Genomic DNA, 17380 nt, shown 5'->3' with positions numbered 1-17380 from the left:
TTGGCCCCCCAGGGGTCGAACCTGGATCATCGGCTCCAAAGGCCGGTGTCTTGCCATTAGACGAGGGGCCAGCGGCGCCGAACATGGCGCGATCCGGCCAGCGGCGTCAAACCGCGCCCTGGGCGTGAGATTCAAGCCATTCCCGGAGATCGACGTTGTGACGACGGTGGTAGTACCGGGTCCGGACGATCTCCTCGCGAATGGAGGCGAGGAGCTCGGCGTCTGGCTCCTTCAGGCAAATCAAGAAGCGCTCATGGAATCAGTCTATTCGCCACGGTTCGGGCGCTGGCTCAGGCGGGGAGTGAGGCGTCGAGGATTCGGAGACTTCCCGCACGTTCCGGGGCGGCCAGCGTTCGGCGGGCGCGGGCGCGCTCTTCGGCGTCGCGGAAGGTTGCGAACAGCGTCGAGCCCGAACCCGTCATCGTGGCCATCGCCGGGTCGCACGCGCGAAGTCGGGCGAGCAGTTCCGACAGTTCCGGGTGCCGGGCGAGGACGGGGGCCTCGAGGTCGTTGCGGGCCAGGCGCTCGAGGGAGTCCCACTCCGCCAGCCGCGTCGCGCCGGGCAGCACCGAGGCGGCGCCGGCGTCCTCGCCCGTGCGGCCGAGCCAACGGTACGCGTCGGGGGTGGCGACATGAATCGGGGGGCAGACCAGCAGCGCGGGACGCGGCCGCGGCGGGCGTAGCGGGAGGAGCCGGCGGCCGCGCTCCCAGCCCAGCGCCATCGGCACGCCGAGGAGAGCGAACGGCACATCGCTGCCGATCTCGCCGGCGAGCGCCAGGAGTTCGCTCTCGTCCAGACGGGGCCAATGGTCGGCGAGCAGGCGGAGCGTCGCGCCCGCGTCCGCGCTCCCTCCGCCGAGTCCGCTGCCCATCGGGATCCGCTTGGTGAGCCGGATGTGTAAGGCGGGCCGTCCCCGCCGTCCGAACGCGCGGTCCAGGAAACGCTCCGCCGCCTGCCGGCACAGGTTGTCCGGGCCTTCGGGCACGCCATCCGCCAGCGGTCCATCGATGGAGAGGGTGACGCCGCGGCCCCCGGTGTCCTTGGACCGGCCCCCCTCGGGCCCGGCCTTGAAGAGCGTCACGGTGTCGGACAGACTCGTGCGGGCGAGCACCGTCTCGACGCCGTGAAAGCCCGTTTCGTCCCGGGCGAAGACGCGCAGGCGCAGGTTGACCTTCGCGTGCGCTTCCGCCGTCCCGATCTCCACGCCGGCCGCTTTCTCCACGTCGGCCGTCACCTCTCCGGCCGCCGTCACTCCGAGGTCTCCGGCGGCGGAGCCTCGCTTCGTCCCAGTTCGCGGCGGCTGATCCCGAGGCGTCGCATGTACAAGATCCCCAGCACCGTGATGGGCAGGAAGGTGAGGATGTGGTAGCCCGCGGCGAAGCTGATGATCCGCGCCGGCTCGATCTGGTGGAGTTCGAGCGCGACGCGGGCCGCCGTCTCGAACGGTCCGAAGAACCCCGGCGTCGACGGAATCGCGACGGCGAAGCTGATCGTCGTCTGGAGGACGAGCGCGCCGAGAAACCCCGGTCTCACGATGTCGAAGGCGAGGAACCCGAGAAAGAACGAGACGGCGTTCCAGCCCCACACGGCGAACGACCACAGCATCGCGCGGGCGAAGACGTGCGCGTGGCGCAGCGCCCCGAGACCATCGACAAAAGCGGAAAGCACTTCCGTCATCCGGTCGGCGACGCGGTCGGGCGCGAGCCGGTGAGACCATTTGGCCGCCATGCGGAGGAAGCGGTTGGGGAAGCGGACGAGCACGGCGAGCGCGATCAGGCTCGCGGTGACGAGGATGACCCCCAGCGTGAACAGGTCCCGCAGCGTCCCGGAGGCGGCTTCGTCGACGCCGACGATGAAGAAGGCGGGGACGAGGAAGACCATGAGGACGATCGCGTCGAGCAGGCGCTCCACGATGAGCGACGCCAGCGCCGCGGTCAGCGGCACCGGGGTGATCCGCGACAGCGAGTAGGCGCGGGCGAACTCTCCGAGCCTGCCGGGCAGCACGTTGTTCGCCATGAAGCCGATGCACACCGCCGCATACCGCGAACTGAACGGAAGATCCCCGTTGGAGGCGCGGAGGAGGGTCTGCCACCGCATCGCGCGGATGTTGAAGGTGAGCGTGGCCACCACCGTCGCGGCGATGAGCAGCCAGACGTTCGCCTCGCCCAGGTGTCTCAGGAGTTCGGCGGCCGAGACGTCCCGCAGCGCCCAGACGAGGAGCGCGACGGAGACGAGGACGCCGATGAGGACTGTGAGACGGCCTCTCACCCGCGCGCCTCGCGCACGAGTTCCGACATCTCAAGCACCGCCCGCTCCATCCCCACGAGCACCGAGCGGCTCACGATCGAGTGGCCGATGTTGAGTTCCTCGCACTCGGCGATCGCCGCCACCGGCTGGACGTTCTCATAGGTGAGCCCGTGTCCGGCGTGCACGCCGAGGCCGGCGGCTTCGGCCCGGGCCGCCGCGTCCTCCAGCCGCGCGAGTTCCTGGTCGGCGGCCGCCTGGTCCGCGGCGTTGGCGTATTCGCCGGTGTGGAGTTCGATCGCGGCGGCGCCCGCCTCGGCCGAGCCATCGACGGCCGCGGGATCGGGATCGATGAAGAGCGAGGTGCGGATCCCGGCGTCCTGCAGCCGCGCCACGGCGGCGGCGATGCGGGCCGGATCGGCGGACAGGTCCAGCCCGCCTTCCGTCGTCAGTTCCTCCCTCTTCTCGGGGACGAGCGTGGCCTGCGCCGGCCGCCAGCGTTCGGCGAGGGCGAGCACCTCCTCCTCGGCCGCGAGTTCGAGGTTGACGAACGTGCGGACAGTCCCCAGCAGAAGTTCCACATCGCGGTCCTGGATGTGACGGCGATCCTCGCGCAGGTGCACCGTGATCCCGTTCGCACCGCCGAGTTCGGCGAGCACGGCGGCCCGCACCGGATCGGGTTCGTCCGTGCCGCGCGCCTGCCGGACGGTCGCCACGTGATCGATGTTCACGCAGAGCCGGCAATCGATCAGGTGCGAGAAGCTGCTGTTCGCCATGGTTTGCTCCCGTTTTCGGCTCGACGGTCCGCCCCTCAGGCGGCGTCGGCCTGCTCCACGGCCAGGCCGCTCTCCCGCCAGCGGCCGGCCACCGCGACGGGTACGCGGGCCACGATGACCACGCACCCGGCTTCGTACGCGCGCTCCAGCACCTCGCCCTCCCGGTACGCCTCGGCGAGCCGTGCGCCGTCACCGGCGGGCAGGCTCACCCGCACCGTCTCGAGGCGGGCCCGCATCGCGGCCTGAAGGGCCTCGCGCAACGGCTGCAGCCCGCCCCGCTCCATGATCGACGTCAGGACGTGCGGCCGTCCGTCCGCCGCGGCCCGCTCGCGCAGCGCCCGCTCCTCCTCGTGCGTGAGCCGGTCGATCTTGTTGAAGACCTCGACCACCGGGCGGTCCGCCGCGCCAGCCTCCGCCAGCACGCCCTCCACGGCCTCTCGCTGCGCGTCCCGGCTCGGCGACGAGGCATCGATCACGTGCAGCAGGAGGTCGGCCTCGGCGAGTTCCTCCATCGTCGCCCGGAAGGACGCCACGAGATGATGCGGCAGCTTCCGGATGAACCCGACGGTGTCGGTGAGGAGGATCGGACCCGGACCTTCGAGATCGCAAACCCGGGTCGCGGAGTCCACCGTCGCGAACAGCCGGTCCTCCACGAAGACATCCGAGCCCGAGAGGCCGCGCAGGATGGAGGACTTGCCCGCATTCGTGTAGCCCGTGAGCGCCACGGTGAACTGTTCGCTCCGTGCTCGGCGCTGCGTGACCCGCGCCCGCGCGATGTGGTCGAGCTTGCGCCGCAGCCGGGCCAGGCGCCGGTCGATGAGCCGGCGGTCGGTCTCGATCTGCTGCTCCCCGGGCCCGCGCGCGCCGATGCCCCCGCCTTCCCGCGAGAGGTGGGTCCACATCCGCTTCAGCCGCGTCCGCATGTACTGAAGCTGGGCGAGTTCGACCTGGAGCTTCGCTTCCGAGGTCCGGGCCCGGAGCGCGAAGATGTCGAGGATGAGTTCGGTCCGGTCGAGCGCGCGCACGCCCAGCGCCGCTTCGAGATTCGCCCCCTGGGCGGGCGTGAGTTCCTCGTCGAAGATGGCGAGCGTGGCGTCGTGCTCGCGGAGCGCGTGCGCCAGGCGTTCCACCTTTCCCTTGCCGATGAAGGTCGAGGCGTTCGGCCTGCGCAGACGCTGGACGACCGAGCCCCGGACATCGGCTCCCGCCGTCGCCGCGAGGCGGGCGAGTTCCTCGAGGTGTTCGTCCACCGTCTCCTGGGGCATGTCGGGCGGCGGCGCGCCCACGAGAACCGCGCGCTCCGCCATCCGATCCGAAGTCACTCCGTCGATCGATCCTCCTCCATTTCCGCGGCGGCCCGCGCCCGGCTGCCGCGGATCGCTTCGAGCCGGCGCCTCGCGTTCACTTCCCAGCCGCGCGCCACGGGATCGTACCAGCGGCTTCCGCGCAGCGACTCGGGAAGGTAGGACTGGGCGGCCACGCCGTCTTCCTCATCGTGATCGTAGCGATACCCCGATCCGTACCCGAGTTCCTTCATGAGCCGCGTGGGCGCGTTGCGAATATGGAACGGGACGGGGTCGGCCGGCGTTTCGCGCGCCGCCCGGGCAGCGGCGCCGAACGCCCGGTAGACGGCGTTCGACTTCGGGGCGATGGCCAGGTAGGTGACCGCCTGGGCCAGGGCCAGGTCTCCTTCGGGGCTGCCGAGAAAGTGGTACGCGTCGCGCGCCGCGATCGTGACCGCCAGCGCGCCGGGATCCGCGAGTCCGACATCCTCGGCGGCCATGCGCACGATGCGCCGGGCCAGGTACATGGGATCCTCGCCGCCGTCCAGCATCCGCGCGAGCCAGTAGAGCGCCGCGTCCACGTCCGACCCGCGCACGGCCTTGTGCAGGGCGGAGATGAGGTTGAAGTGCTCCTCGCCCGACTTGTCGTAGCGGGCGAACCGTTTCTGCAGCGCGGCCGCCACGTGACCCGCCGAGATCGCGGGGAGACCGTCCACGCCGGCCAGATCCGCCGCCGTCTCGAGCGCGTTGAGGGCGCGGCGGGCGTCCCCGTCCGCCTCGATCCCGAGCCGGGCCAGGGCGTCCTCATCGATGGAGAGGCCGCTGTGTCCGAGTCCGCGCTCCCGGTCCCGCAGCGCGCGGGCGCAGATCTCCGCGACGTCTTCCGGCGCCAGCGGCTCGAGGACGAAGACGCGTGTGCGGGACAGCAGCGGGCCGACGACCTCGAAGCTGGGGTTCTCCGTCGTGGCCCCGATGAGGGTGACGGCGCCGCGCTCGACGTGCGGGAGGAGGGCATCCTGCTGCGCCCGGTTGAAGCGGTGGATCTCATCGACGAAGAGGACGGTGCCACGGCCGGTAGCGGCGCGGCGCGCCTTCGCCTCTTCCAGAACGCGGCGGACGCGGGGGATGCCGTCGGTCACCGCGGAGAAGGGGATGAACGCGGCTGCCATCCGGCTTGCGAGCAGACCGGCGAGGGTCGTCTTACCGGTGCCCGGCGGGCCCCAGAAGATGAGGCTCGGGACGCGTCCGCTCTCGATGAGTTGGCGCAGGGGCCGGCGCTCGCCGACGAGCTTCGGCTGTCCGACGAACTCCTCCAGCGTCCGCGGCCGCATGCGGGCGGCGAGCGGCGAATCCGCCAAATTGGCAGATCGCGCGGCGTCGGCCCGGCCCGGCTCGGCGGCATCCGGGGCATCCGCGGACCCGAGTCCCGGTTCCACGCCGGCGAAGAGGCTCGGCTCGTCAGTCATCGGCGTCGGTCATCGGCGTCGGTCATCGGCGCCGGGCAGCCCGTTGCCGGCGGCGGGGGCGTCGAGCGGCCGGGACGCCTCCGCGAGCGAGCCGATCTCGATCAGCCGTCGGGCCTCTTCGAGGAGCGACTCGTGCTCGTTGCGGCCGGGGTCTTCGATGACCTGTTCGAGCAACTCCTCCAGCAGCATCCGAACGAGCGGACCCGGCGACATGCCGAGCGCGAGGAGGTCGTCCCCCTTGAGGGCGAGACTCGCGAGATCGAGAGGCGGGTCTCCGTCGCGCTCTTCCCGCACGCGCTCCCGCGTCGCCTCCAGGTAGCGCTCCGCCCGCGTCTCTCCCGCGGCGCGGGCGACGGCGAAGTGGAGCGCGAACAGATCCTGCCACGCGTCGCCGACCGATGCGAGCCAGCGTCGGTGCTCCGCCGCGGAGTCCATGGCGCCCACGAAGGGGAGGTACAGCCGCGCGAGCCGGGTGACGTAGCGCCGATCCGCGTTGGAGAACTTGAGCCGGGACAACAGCGACTCGGCGGCTTCGGCCCGCCCCTCGGGCGTGTCGGAGGCGGACACGAGCAGACTCGCCACGCGCACATTGGCGGCCTGCGCCGGGGCCGCATCGACGGCGCCGAGCGCGGACCTCCACGCGTCGCCGTCGGCCGCGAGTCCCCGCAGCTCCGGATACCAGTGGCCCAGCGCCCCGCAGGCCGCGTACAGGTGCAGCGCGGCCGAAGGCTTCGGATCCGCCATGACCTTGAGCAACTCTTCCCGCACGCGCTCGGCCGACAGCCCGGCCAGGCCGCCTGCGGCCTCCCGCATCGCTTCGTCCGTGCGCGCCTCCACTGCCCACTCGAATCGTCCCGCGAACCGGAATCCGCGCAGGATGCGCAGGTAGTCCTCGCGGAAGCGCGCATCGGGGTCTCCCACGGCGCGCAGGATCCCGTCTTCGATGTCCTCCGCGCCGCCCCACTCGTCGCGCACCTCGCCGGAGGCGGGCCGCCACGCGATCGCGTTCGCCGTGAAGTCCCGGCGGCTCAGGTCCTCCCCGATGGAGTCGGCGAAGGCCACCCGCGCGTGGCGGCCATCCGTCTCGACATCGCGCCGGAAGGTCGTCACCTCGTAACCGTCGTCCCCATCAAGCACCTTCACGGTCCCGTGCGACAGGCCCACCGGGACGGTGCGCGGAAAGAGCCGCATGACGTCATCCGGCCGCGCGTCCGTCGTGAGGTCCTCCCAGTTCGGCTCTGGCTCGACCGGCTCCGGCTCGGCCGGGTCGGGCAGATCGATCGGGTCGGGCAGGTCGGCCGGCCCACCGATCTGGCGGACGTAGGCGTCGCGGATCGCACCGCCCACGGCCCAGGCCTCGAAACCCGCGGCTTCGAGCCGTTCCGCGGTGCGGGAGAACCCGGGCGGCGGGGAGAATCGGCCCGGATCGATCGCGCTCACGGCATTCTCAGCCGCACAGCACGCTGCCGCCGTTCACGTTGAGGATCTCGCCCGTGATGTGCCGGGCCGCGTCGGAGAGGAGGAAACAGATGGGCCCCGCGATGTCCTCGGCGGTGGCGACGCGCCCGAGCGGAATGAGAGTCAGCGCGGCGCGCCCGGCATCTCCCTGAAGCGCCGGCGCGGACATGTCCGTGTCGACCCAGCCGGGGGCGACGGCGTTCACGTTGATCGACCTCGGACCGAGTTCGGTCGCGATCGACTTGCAGAACGCGTTGATCGCCCCCTTCGACGCGGCGTAATGGCTGTGCTCCGCCTCTCCGCGCTGGGAGGCCGTCGACGAGACAAGGACAATGCGCCCGTTCGCCCGCAGGCGGAGTGCCGCCTCACGCGTGCCCGCATAGATCGACGTGAGGTTCGTCTCGATCATGCGGCGCCACTCGTCCGCTTCGAGCGACTCGATGGGGCGCGCGTCCACGTTCCAGATCCCCGCGTTGCCCACGAACCCGTCCAGCCCGCCGAACTCGGCGTCGGCGCGTTCGAAGAGGGTCCGACACTCCGCAGGATCGGCCAGATCCGCGCCGGCGCACCAGTGGCGCCCGTCCGGGGCCAGCGAGCGGGCTTCCTCAACGGCCCGCCGCGCCTCGGCCTCCGCCCGATGGTAGGCGACGCCGACGGACGCGCCGGACGCCGCGAGGCACCGTACCGTGGCGCGTCCGATCCCGCGCGAACCTCCCGTGACGAGCACGCGCTTGCCGGCGAGGCCCGGCAAGCCCGGCGCCTTCGATGACTCCGTCATCTCCCGGTCATCTCCCGGTCATCTCTCGATCATCCCCCTGCCGTCTCCTTCTCGTTGAATCGGTCGCCGATCAGGCCGCGCGGGCCCGCCCACTCGGCGAGGCGGCTGGCCCGCGCCGCGCTCCCGCCCAGGGCAGGATCCGCGGCTGCTTCGAGCGCGTAGGTGAGAATCGCGTCCGCGGCGAGCAGGGTGACCGCCTCCGCGCGGTTCGGCGCTCCGTGCGCCGCGATCGCCAGAGCGTCAAGCGCCGCATGGACGAGTCCCTCCTCGCCCTCCGTCAGGCGTCCCCGGACCAGCGGCCACACCGCTTCGGCCAGTGCCGCCGGAGCCTCTTCGATCCGCCGCGTGAGCCAGGCCTCGAGCGTGAGAGGGCCGGGTTCGGCCGGCACGTCAGCCACCGGACAGTGTGGGCACCCGCTCGGACGCCCAGGCCCTCGCCGCTCCGAGCCCGTCTTCCGTTCGCGCCGGATCGCCCACCCCCCCCTGCGCGAAGCGCGCGCCCCCGCCGCCGCCGGAACCCGTTGCCCGGCTCGAAACGCGGACGAGGTCTCCCGCCTTGACGCCGAGTCGGATGAGGTCGTCCGAAACGACGGAGATGAACGCGTGGCGGTCCTCGTCCGGGAACACGACGTGCACGACCGCGGCGCCCGACCCCATCCCGCCGCGCAGGCGGTCGCCGAGCGCGCCGAGGTCCGTCCCCGCCGGCACCTCCAGGCGCCCCGACACGAAGCGGGCGCTGTTCGCGTCCGCCGCGGCGCCCGCTCCCGTCACTCCGGCGCGAGCGAGCAGCGTCTCCAGCTGTCGCTCCGCGGCATCGCCTCTCCGGCCCCGCACTTCTTCGGCGAGCGCGTCACGTTCCTCGAGGAGCCGGTCCATGCGGGCCGCCAGGTCCGCCGGCGGGCAGCGCAGCCGCGCGCCCAGTTCGGCGAGGAGCCGGTCCCGCTCCAGTTCGCGCCGGTAGGCCCCCTGCCCCGTCACCGCTTCGATGCGCCGGATCCCCGCCGCGACGCCCGTCTCGGACACGATCCGGAACGTGCCGATCTGGCCCGTCGTGCGGACGTGCGTGCCGCCGCACAGCTCCAGGCTGAGTCCCGGCACCTCGATCACGCGCACGATGTCCCCGTATTTCTCTCCGAACAGGGCCATGGCCCCGGCCGCGAGGGCCTCGTCATAGTCCCGTTCCGACGCGTCGACGTCCCGGTTTCCGAGGATCGCCTCCGTCACCTCCGCTTCGATGTCCGCCCGCTCGTCCGGAGTCAGCGGACCCCTGTGGCTGAAGTCGAAGCGCAGCCGGTCCGGGGCCACGAGCGATCCGGCCTGCTGCACGTGCTCGCCCAGCCGGTTGCGGAGCGCGGCGTGCAACAGGTGCGTCGCCGTGTGATTTCGCTCCGTCTCGCGCCGCGACGGATCCACCTGCGCGCACACGTAGTCCTCGACCACGCCGTCGGCGTCGGGAAGCGAGCCCTCGGCCAGCGACCCGGCGACCACGGTCCGCCCGTCGGCGCCCCAGACCGCGGAGATGTCGACGGCCCAGCCGTCGCCGACGACGCGCCCGGTATCGGAGACCTGCCCGCCGCTCTCCAGGTAGAAGGGATTCCGCGCGAGGAGGAACGCGTGCCGCCCTTCCCGTGCCCAGCGCCGGCAGTCCGTCTCGATCTCGAGGTCCCGGTAGCCCACGAACTCCTGCGGTCGGGGCCCGAGGGAGGCGGTCGCCGAGATCGCGCCGCGAAGTCCCGCAGGCAACGTCGCAACCGCGTCGAGTGGTTCCGCGCGATGGCTGCGCGAGCGGGTGCGCTGGGCCTCCAGCGCCTCGTTGAAACCCTCCCAGTCGACATCGTAGCCGCGTTCGCGGGCGATGAGGCCGGTGAGGTCTTCGGGGATGCCGTACGTGTCCTTGAGCTTGAACGCGACGCTGCCTTCGACCGTGCCCGCAGGGGTGCCCGCGGCCGTGCCCGCGGCAGTGCCCGAACCTCGCTCGGGCATGGCGCGGTCGATCTCGCGCATGCCGCCCTCGATGGTCGAGAGGAAGAGTTCCTCCTCCGCCCGCGTCGTCGAGAGCAGGTGCTCCCGGCGCGCCTCCAGTTCGGGGAACGTGCCCGACATGCGATCCGCCACCACGCCCACGAGATCGTGCAGGAGCGGGTCGCGCCGACCGAGGAGCCAGTAGTGCCGGACCCCCCGGCGCAGGATCCGCCGCAGCACGTATCCCCGCTTCTCGTTCGAGGGGAAGACGCCGTCGGCGAGCAGGAACGCCACGGCCCGGGCGTGATCCGCCAGGACGCGGAAGGCGACGCCGTCCTCCCAGTCCTCGGGCGCCCGCGAATACGGGAGCCCGAGTCCGTCCTCCGCCGCTTCGATGATCGGGAGGAAGAGGTCCGTGTGGTAGTTCGTCCCCACGCCCTGCAGCAGCGCCGCGATCCGCTCGAGTCCGGCCCCCGTATCGATCGAGGGCGCGGGGAGCGGCGTGTCCGTCCCGTCCGGCGCGCGGTCGAACTGCATGAAGACGAGATTCCAGAACTCGATGATCGCGTCCGCCTCGCCCGCCGCCTCGAACTGCGCGTCGGTGATGCGGTCGTCGCGGTCCGTTCGCAGGTCGTAGTGCAACTCCGAGCAGGGGCCGCACGGACCCGTATCGCCCATCTGCCAGAAGTTGTCCTTGTCCCCCAGGCGCCGGATCCGCGATTCCGGGATCGAGGTCAGCTCCATCCAGAGGTCGAACGCGTCATCGTCGTCGTGGTGGACCGTGGCCCACAGGCGGTCCGGTTCCAGGCCGAGGTCCCCGGTCACCCACTCCCAGGCGAAGGCGATCGCATCGCGCTTGAAGTAGTCGCCGAAGGAGAAGTTCCCGAGCATCTCGAAGAAGGTGTGGTGGCGCGCGGTCCGCCCCACTTCCTCGAGGTCGTTGTGCTTGCCGCTGACGCGGAGACATTTCTGGGACGTGACCGCGCGCGGAGGACTCGGGCGCTCCGCCTCTCCCGTGAAGATGCCCTTGAACTGCACCATCCCGGCATTCGTGAACATGAGCGTCGGGTCATCCGAGGGGACGAGCGGGCCGCTGGGCCGATGCTCGTGCACCTGCCGCTCGAAGTACGAGATGAAACTCCGCCGGAGTTCGTCCGCCTTCATCGTTTATCCGCCTCAGCCTGCCAGTTGACCTCGATCCAGGCGCGAATGCCGCCCGCGGCGAACCCGCGCCGGGCCAGGTAGTCGAACAGCCGTCGACGCGCCTTCGACGGATCCACCCCCGCCAGCCTCCGCGCCCGGGCCGTCGCGACCCGCTCGAGCAGCGCCTCCTCCGTCGCGCCCTCGTCCGCCATCGCCTCGCGGATGCCGCGATCCGCATCCTCCCGCGACACGCCTCGGGCGAGAAGGTCGGACTGCATGCGACGGGCGCCACAGGGCCGGAGCCGGATACGATCCCGTGCGAAGCTGGCCGCGAACTGCGCGTCGTCGAGATACCCCAGCGCCGCGAGACGTTCCAGTGCGTGTTCAATCGCGGCCTGGTCGATCCGGTCTCGCCACAGCCGGCGCTCCACTTCCCGGCGACTCCTCGGGCGCACGGAAAGGTAGCGCAGCCCGACGAACATCGCTTCGGCGCGACCGCCCGCGGCCCGGACCGCGTCGAGTGCCGCGGATCCGAGCGTGAGCCCGACATCGAGCCGAAGCCGGTGGACGTCTTCGTCGGGAATCCGGCAGAGGGAAGCGCCGTCCAACTGGACGTCGGTCCAGCCGGAGCGGCGCTTGACCGGGACGAGGCCGGTGATCTCGTTCACAGGGCGCTAGCTGTCAGGGCCGCCTGTGGCCGCCGTCCCTAACGGAAGGGTCCCCGCGTGCGTCGCGGCCGAGGCCGAAACTCAGCGCCGGGGGGCCTGCTTCGAGGGCGGCCGGGAGTTCTTCGACGCTTCCTTTTTCGCACCCTTTTCCCCGTCCGCTCCCGCCGCGGCTTCGGCCGTGTCCGGATCCGGGACCGTCATCCCGAGTTCGTCGCGGATCCGGGCCTCGATCTCCTCCGCGATGTCCGGATTCTCGCGCAGGAACGTCTTCGAGTTCTCGCGCCCCTGCCCGAGCCGGACATCGCCGCCGTACGAGTACCAGGCGCCCGCGCGATTCACGATGCCGATGCTCTCGCCCATGTCCACGAGCAGGCCTTCCCGGCTCACGCCCTGGTTGAACATGATGTCGAATTCGGCCTGCTTGAACGGCGGCGCGCACTTGTTCTTGACGATCTTCACGCGGGTGCGGCTCCCGACCAGGTTGTTCCCCTCCTTGATGGAGGCGATCCGGCGGATGTCGAGTCGGAGCGAGGAATAGAACTTCAGCGCCCGGCCGCCCGTCGTGGTCTCGGGGTTCCCGTACATGACGCCGATCTTCTCGCGAATCTGGTTCGTGAAGATGACGGCGGTGTTGGAGCGCCCGATCGCGCCCGTGAGCTTGCGGAGCGCCTGCGACATCAACCGTGCCTGAAGGCCGACGTGCGAGTCGCCCATCTCTCCTTCGATCTCGGCCCGCGGCACGAGCGCGGCCACCGAGTCCACCACGATGACGTCGAGCGCGCCGGAACGGACGAGCACCTCGGCGATCTCGAGCGCCTGCTCGCCCGTATCGGGCTGCGACACGAGCAGGTTTTCGACATCGACGCCCAGCTTCTGCGCGTACCCCACGTCGAGCGCGTGCTCGGCGTCGATGAACGCCGCCACGCCCCCATCCTTCTGCGCGTTCGCGATGACGTGGAGGGTGAGGGTGGTCTTGCCCGAGGACTCGGGACCGAAGACCTCGGTGACGCGCGATCTCGGGATGCCGCCGATCCCGGTGCTGTGGTCCAGGTTGATCGCCCCCGTCGAAATGGCGGGGATCCGCACCCGCGCCCCTTCGGTTCCGAGCCGCATGATGGCTCCCTTGCCGTGGGCCCGCTCGATCTGGTTGAGGGCCACGGACAACGCCTTCTTCTGTTCCCGATCCATCTCCACACCCATTTCACGCTCTCCCGATTCTCGAAGGGTCCGCAGGGCCGATGACGGGAGGTCGATCACCCGCCGCCGCAGAGGTTGACGATACCACACCGCACGACCTTTCGCAATTTCTTCGGTTTTTTCTCGAACCGTGGCATCCGGCCGTCCAAAATCAAGATGGGGCGACGTCTCAACGGGGGTTCAACGGCACCTTCCCGCTCGTGGCGGAGGACCGCGATGGAAACCCGCAGGGCGCTTACCGCAGACCCTCCTTCACGAGGCTCGCGCCGGGACCGCCGAGCAGGATTTCGATGATGCGGTCGAGGCGGGGCTCGATACGGGACAACCGCCCGTCGAGGCGATTTCCGGTCTCCCTCATATCGGCGCTCAGGCGGGATTTGACGGCGGCAATCTCCTTCGTCAGGCGGACCTCCGTCCCGGCAAGGCTTCCCGTCATTCCGGCAAGGCTCCCGGTCAGGCGGACCTCCGCCTCGGCGATGTCCCCCTTCAGATCCTTCCTGAAGCCGTCGAGCATCAGCCAAGTCACGGTGACCAGGGCGATGAACATCCCGACCGTGACCGCGTTCGGGTTCTGCAGCATCCGCAGCGCGGACCCGCCGTCATTCTTCGCCTCGCGCGCCCCGGGCTCGGGGGTCCCGGGATCGTCGGGAGAACCTATTCTTCCACCTCGTCAGGAGTGGTCGCCGGTCGTGTTCGGCCGCAGGGCGAGGCAGCCCTGGATGATCCCTTCGACCTTCGCCAGCCGTTCGCCGAGTCGGGCCAGATTGCGGGAAAGCCCGACGTAGGCCGCGCCGACCGGGAGAACGACGGTGAGGAACGGTAACCGTATCGACACTGATCACAACAACAAACCGTTCGCTCCAGGCGGGCGCGCAGGGTCTCGTACCCCTCCTCGCGCAGCTTGCCCGCGGTACTCCAGTTCGAGGTCCCGCAGCGCCTCGATGGCGGCGTCGCGGCGCTCGGCGGCGCCCAGCGCGGCGCCCGTGTCCTCCCCGGCCCGAATCGCGGCCCAGATGATCGTGATCAGGAGCACGAGCAGAATGCCGCCGAACAGCGCGAATCCGGTCACCCGCCGGCCCGTCGGGTGACGGCTCCTGCTCCTGGAATTGACCGGGAACGTGGAGGCGTAGGAGAGGAAGTAGCGCCATCGCGGTCTCCCGCCTGGGATCCCCGGCTCGATTCGTGTTCGGGCAGGAGGAGAGGAGACGGGATGGGGAAGAAGAAGCCCTCGAAAACACGTGACCAGCGGGTTCTCGAGCGTGTCAGAAAAGCTACCGTCGGAGTAGCGCTGGCCAAGCGCGAGGACGATGGATTCAGTCTGAATTTCGAAGGTGCCGGATTCTTCATAGACAACCCTTCCGGGGTGGTATTGACAGCACGGCATGTCCTCGACGCCATCGAGAAGAAGATGACGGAGGACGAGGCGAAGTGGGCCGGGTACAAGCTCGGCGTGCTGATCTACCGGCCGGGGGATGGTACCCGGCCCGACTTCTCGTTTGCCCCTGCTCTTCGGGCCGCCCGGAATCCGGAACATGACGTGGCCGCGCTCAGGATCCGGGAACTGCCGGTGCCTCCGACCTGTTTGCGGCTGGGATACAATCTGGAACCCCAGGAGGGTGTCATGGCGGGGACCTGCGGATGGCCTCATACGAGGGCGCAGTCTATTCGATTTGCGCGAGGCGTTGCCAAGATCGCGGCCGGTGGGGAAGAGTGAATTGGGTTTCTCGTGGGACGGGCAGAAGGAGAATCGTGGCATGAATGCAAAAAAGCGCAGGAAGAAGGATGAACGTGGACAGGGTGAAGGAGACTCGGTAGCGCGGACGACCCGATACGATACGTCCGGAGCGGAGTCATTCGAGTTTCGTGCCGACGATCCTCGTGTGCGGATACATCGACGTACGAAGGAGGAGATCGCGGAGGCGGAACGTCGGTTCACGATCCAGGCTCACTAAGCCTTCGACCGGACCCCACCCGCCGAGGCCCTCCGGTTCATCGGAGAACTCCGCACCCACGTGTCTCGATGGCTACGGTCTCGGCGGGGAGATCCCCGAAAATGCAGCCATGCGGAGCGCGGCCGCGTAACGGCTAGATGCAAGTGACCCCCGAGATGTTTGGGGTAGCCGGGCGATGTACGCCCAACCCATCCGGGGGTCGATTGGCATAGGCCGACACACGGGCACCGACACGCCCATGACGACACCAGCTGGGAGTGATCGGCGGTCCCGCTTGAGACCGCGGCGGGCCCATCAGGTCCATCAGGTCCATCAAGCGTCGGGCTGGAGGCCGATTCCGCAGATGGGGCAGAAGGCCTCGCCGCCGGTCAGGCGCGCGGCGCATTCCGGGCACGGCGGGGGGGATGCGGCCGGCTCCGGGGGGTCCGCAGACTCCGGGGGCTCCGGGGGTTCCGCAGGCTCCGGCGCCGAGCCCCTCGTCTCTCTCCGGGCCGCAGCGTCGCGGGCGTCGATGGCCGTCCGCTCCAGGCGGGCGCGCAGAGTTCCGTACTCTTCCTCGCCGAGCTTGCCCGTGCGGTACTCCAGCTCGAGGTCGCGCAGCGCTTCGATGGCCGCGTCGCGCCGTTCCGCGGCGCCCAGCGACGCGCCGGTGTCCTCTCCGGCTCGGATCGCGGCCCAGATGATCGTGATTAGGAGCACGAGGAGAATGCCGCCGAACAGCACGAATCCGGTCACCCGTCCACCTCCTGTCGTCCCTGCCGCTCCTGCCGCTCCCGACGCGCGGCCGCCAGTTCGAGCGCTCTGGCGGCCGCCTCGGCCGGGCCGTCCGCCGTCTCCTCGACCACGCCGTCGGGCAGCGCACACGCGAGGCCGATCACGGGCACCCCGAACCTCCGGCAGAACGCCGCTTCGCTGAGCGTGCCCCACTCGCCGGCGATCGTGACCACCGCCTCCGACGCGCGCGCGACGATGACATTGCGCGCCTCGCCCAGCCCGGTCGGGATCGGGATCGTGACCCCGTCCGCCGCGGCATGCGGATCGCCGCCGGGCAGGATTCCCACCACCATTCCCCCTTCCGAGGAGGCTCCGTCGGCCGCCGCCCGCATGACGCCGCCCATCCCGCCGCATACCACGATCGCTCCGGCCCGGGCGAGGGCCGCTCCCACCGCGCGGGCCAGGGCCGCCTCCTCCGGCGCCGCCTCTCCCGAGCCGATGACTCCGATCCGCAGGGGACGCGGGGGACGCAGCGGATCCAAACTCACCGCTCCAGCAGGAGGGTGACGGGGCCATCGTTCGTGAGTTCCACTTCCATCATCGCCCCGAATTCTCCTTCCGCCACCTCCCCGCGCGCCCGGCACAACTCGACGAAGCGGTCGTAGAGCGTCCTCGCGGCCTCCGGTCGCGCGGCGCCCGTGAAGGACGGACGCCGGCCCCGCGCCGCATCACCGTACAGCGTGAACTGTGAGACGATGAGCAGCGCCCCCCCGGCATCACGCGCGGAGCGGTTCATGCGGCCCTCCTCGTCGGCGAACACCCGCAGGCCCCAGAGCTTGTCGGCCATCCAGGTCATCTGCGCCTCGGCGTCGTCCGGCGCGAAGCCCACGAGGACGACGAGTCCGAGGCCGATCGTCCCCACGACCTCGCCTTCGACCCGCACGCGGGCCCCGCTCACCCGCTGGATCACGACTCTCAATCGCACCGCCCGGTTGGTTTTCGGCGTACCGGTTTTCCACATGACGCGGAAAGCCGCGAAGGGCCGAAAGATGCGACAGCATTCGCTCCTCGGCGACTCCGCTCGCGGGCGCGCTGCCCGTCGATTTCAAAATCCACGATATTTGGACAAGATATCCACAGTTTTTGGACACTCTTTTTTCAAAAAAATGGGAATGGGAGATGGTGTCCGGGGCGGCGCACCTGGCCGCAAGCGGCTTCAGTCGGCGGGCCGGCGGTTCGATCCCGGGGAGCGGGTGCAGGGGGTCCGGATTCAGGGCGCTGTCCGGGCGTTCGTCCACCGCCGCTCGGGGGTGCGGAAACCGCCCGCGGCGGTGCGCGATCGGGGACTCCGGAGATGGCGAGCGGGACGGGATAGATGCACTCAGCCCCTGGCCACCCGAAGGTGTCAGGGGCTGAACGAGGAGGCTTGTTTACGGCTAATTTCCGCTCGATCCTGGTAGCTTGCGCGGTCTTCCAGAATCCCCGCCGAGCTTGGTACCGTCTGTCCGATCAGCTGTGCTCGATCCCTCTTCCTTCGGTCGCCTCGTTCCGTTGCCGGAACTCCGCTCCCTCCGGCCCGGGACTCGCATCCCGGTCTCGCGATCTCGCGTCGGACAACTCGCGGTGCGGTCATCGGCCTCGACCTCCGGTCGGTCGGTGCCGCCTCCCTTGGCACGCTCTGATTCTAAAAAGATTTTTTTGGCACGTCAACCTCCAACGACCGCCAGTCGTGTTTTTT

Annotated in this window: 18 protein-coding genes and 1 tRNA gene; 1 reads left to right on the top strand and 18 read right to left on the bottom strand. The window is 70.2% G+C overall.

Features of this window, described 5'->3' with window-relative positions; genetic code table 11:
- The 15 genes from ACOGXI_RS16555 to ACOGXI_RS16485 all read right to left on the bottom strand — a co-directional run bounded on the left by ACOGXI_RS16555 (position 1) and on the right by ACOGXI_RS16485 (position 14045).
- Positions 1–71: transfer RNA gene (locus tag ACOGXI_RS16555), tRNA-Gln, on the bottom strand.
- Between the two features lie 219 nt (positions 72–290).
- A complete protein-coding gene (locus ACOGXI_RS16550; RefSeq protein WP_419939911.1) occupies positions 291–1253 on the bottom strand; it encodes a 4-(cytidine 5'-diphospho)-2-C-methyl-D-erythritol kinase in 963 nt (320 codons plus the stop codon).
- Complete coding sequence (locus ACOGXI_RS16545; protein ID WP_419939910.1) at positions 1250–2269, bottom strand: lysylphosphatidylglycerol synthase transmembrane domain-containing protein; 1020 nt, start codon at positions 2267–2269, stop codon at positions 1250–1252. The genes ACOGXI_RS16550 and ACOGXI_RS16545 overlap by 4 nt, the downstream gene beginning before the upstream one ends.
- A complete protein-coding gene (locus ACOGXI_RS16540) occupies positions 2266–3021 on the bottom strand; it encodes a pyridoxine 5'-phosphate synthase (protein WP_419939909.1) in 756 nt (251 codons plus the stop codon). The genes ACOGXI_RS16545 and ACOGXI_RS16540 overlap by 4 nt, the downstream gene beginning before the upstream one ends.
- 35 nt (positions 3022–3056) lie before the next feature.
- On the bottom strand, positions 3057–4343 hold the full coding sequence (gene hflX / locus ACOGXI_RS16535; protein ID WP_419939908.1) for a GTPase HflX: 1287 nt from the start codon (positions 4341–4343) through the stop codon (positions 3057–3059).
- Positions 4340–5770, bottom strand: coding sequence for a replication-associated recombination protein A (locus tag ACOGXI_RS16530; protein WP_419939907.1), 1431 nt, complete (start codon positions 5768–5770; stop codon positions 4340–4342). Before ACOGXI_RS16530 ends, hflX begins: the two co-directional genes overlap by 4 nt.
- 9 nt (positions 5771–5779) lie before the next feature.
- Entirely contained in the window at positions 5780–7210 is a 1431-nt protein-coding gene (locus ACOGXI_RS16525) for a CCA tRNA nucleotidyltransferase (RefSeq protein WP_419939906.1), read from the bottom strand.
- A 7-nt stretch (positions 7211–7217) separates the two neighbouring features.
- Positions 7218–8006 (bottom strand): SDR family NAD(P)-dependent oxidoreductase, encoded by a 789-nt coding sequence (locus tag ACOGXI_RS16520; RefSeq protein ID WP_419939905.1) that lies wholly within the window; start codon positions 8004–8006, stop codon positions 7218–7220.
- Positions 8007–8035: 29 nt separating this feature from the next.
- Positions 8036–8395, bottom strand: coding sequence for a hypothetical protein (locus ACOGXI_RS16515; protein WP_419939904.1), 360 nt, complete (start codon positions 8393–8395; stop codon positions 8036–8038).
- Position 8396: 1 nt separating this feature from the next.
- The gene (gene alaS, locus ACOGXI_RS16510; RefSeq protein ID WP_419939903.1) at positions 8397–11132 is read right to left on the bottom strand and encodes an alanine--tRNA ligase; all 2736 of its coding nucleotides are present in this window, start codon (positions 11130–11132) and stop codon (positions 8397–8399) included.
- Complete coding sequence (locus ACOGXI_RS16505) at positions 11129–11779, bottom strand: regulatory protein RecX (protein WP_419939902.1); 651 nt, start codon at positions 11777–11779, stop codon at positions 11129–11131. Before ACOGXI_RS16505 ends, alaS begins: the two co-directional genes overlap by 4 nt.
- Before the next feature lie 81 nt (positions 11780–11860).
- A complete protein-coding gene (gene recA / locus ACOGXI_RS16500; protein WP_419939901.1) occupies positions 11861–12979 on the bottom strand; it encodes a recombinase RecA in 1119 nt (372 codons plus the stop codon).
- Between the two features lie 232 nt (positions 12980–13211).
- Positions 13212–13556 (bottom strand): hypothetical protein, encoded by a 345-nt coding sequence (locus ACOGXI_RS16495; protein WP_419939900.1) that lies wholly within the window; start codon positions 13554–13556, stop codon positions 13212–13214.
- A 90-nt stretch (positions 13557–13646) separates the two neighbouring features.
- On the bottom strand, positions 13647–13811 hold the full coding sequence (locus ACOGXI_RS16490; RefSeq protein ID WP_419939899.1) for a hypothetical protein: 165 nt from the start codon (positions 13809–13811) through the stop codon (positions 13647–13649).
- 3 nt (positions 13812–13814) lie between these two features.
- Complete coding sequence (locus ACOGXI_RS16485) at positions 13815–14045, bottom strand: hypothetical protein (protein ID WP_419939898.1); 231 nt, start codon at positions 14043–14045, stop codon at positions 13815–13817.
- Positions 14046–14186: 141 nt separating this feature from the next.
- On the opposite strand from ACOGXI_RS16485, the gene ACOGXI_RS16480 reads away from it, so the two are divergent.
- On the top strand, positions 14187–14690 hold the full coding sequence (locus ACOGXI_RS16480; RefSeq protein WP_419939897.1) for a hypothetical protein: 504 nt from the start codon (positions 14187–14189) through the stop codon (positions 14688–14690).
- Between the two features lie 550 nt (positions 14691–15240).
- Here the strand turns inward: ACOGXI_RS16480 and ACOGXI_RS16475 are convergent.
- Genes ACOGXI_RS16475 through dtd form a run of 3 tightly spaced genes read right to left on the bottom strand, consistent with a single transcriptional unit; the run spans position 15241 to position 16621 of the window.
- Positions 15241–15663 carry a hypothetical protein gene (locus ACOGXI_RS16475; RefSeq protein ID WP_419939896.1) on the bottom strand — a complete coding sequence of 141 codons (423 nt, stop codon included), beginning with the start codon at positions 15661–15663 and terminating at the stop codon, positions 15241–15243.
- Positions 15660–16184 carry a TIGR00725 family protein gene (locus ACOGXI_RS16470; RefSeq protein ID WP_419939895.1) on the bottom strand — a complete coding sequence of 175 codons (525 nt, stop codon included), beginning with the start codon at positions 16182–16184 and terminating at the stop codon, positions 15660–15662. The genes ACOGXI_RS16475 and ACOGXI_RS16470 overlap by 4 nt, the downstream gene beginning before the upstream one ends.
- Positions 16185–16186: 2 nt before the next feature.
- Positions 16187–16621, bottom strand: coding sequence for a D-aminoacyl-tRNA deacylase (gene dtd / locus ACOGXI_RS16465; RefSeq protein WP_419939894.1), 435 nt, complete (start codon positions 16619–16621; stop codon positions 16187–16189).
- Positions 16622–17380: the final 759 nt, after the last annotated feature.

Source organism: Candidatus Palauibacter sp., from assembly GCF_965208055.1.
In the GTDB taxonomy this organism is placed as follows: Bacteria; Gemmatimonadota; Gemmatimonadetes; order Palauibacterales; family Palauibacteraceae; genus Palauibacter.
This window is presented reverse-complemented; position numbering and strand designations above follow the sequence as displayed.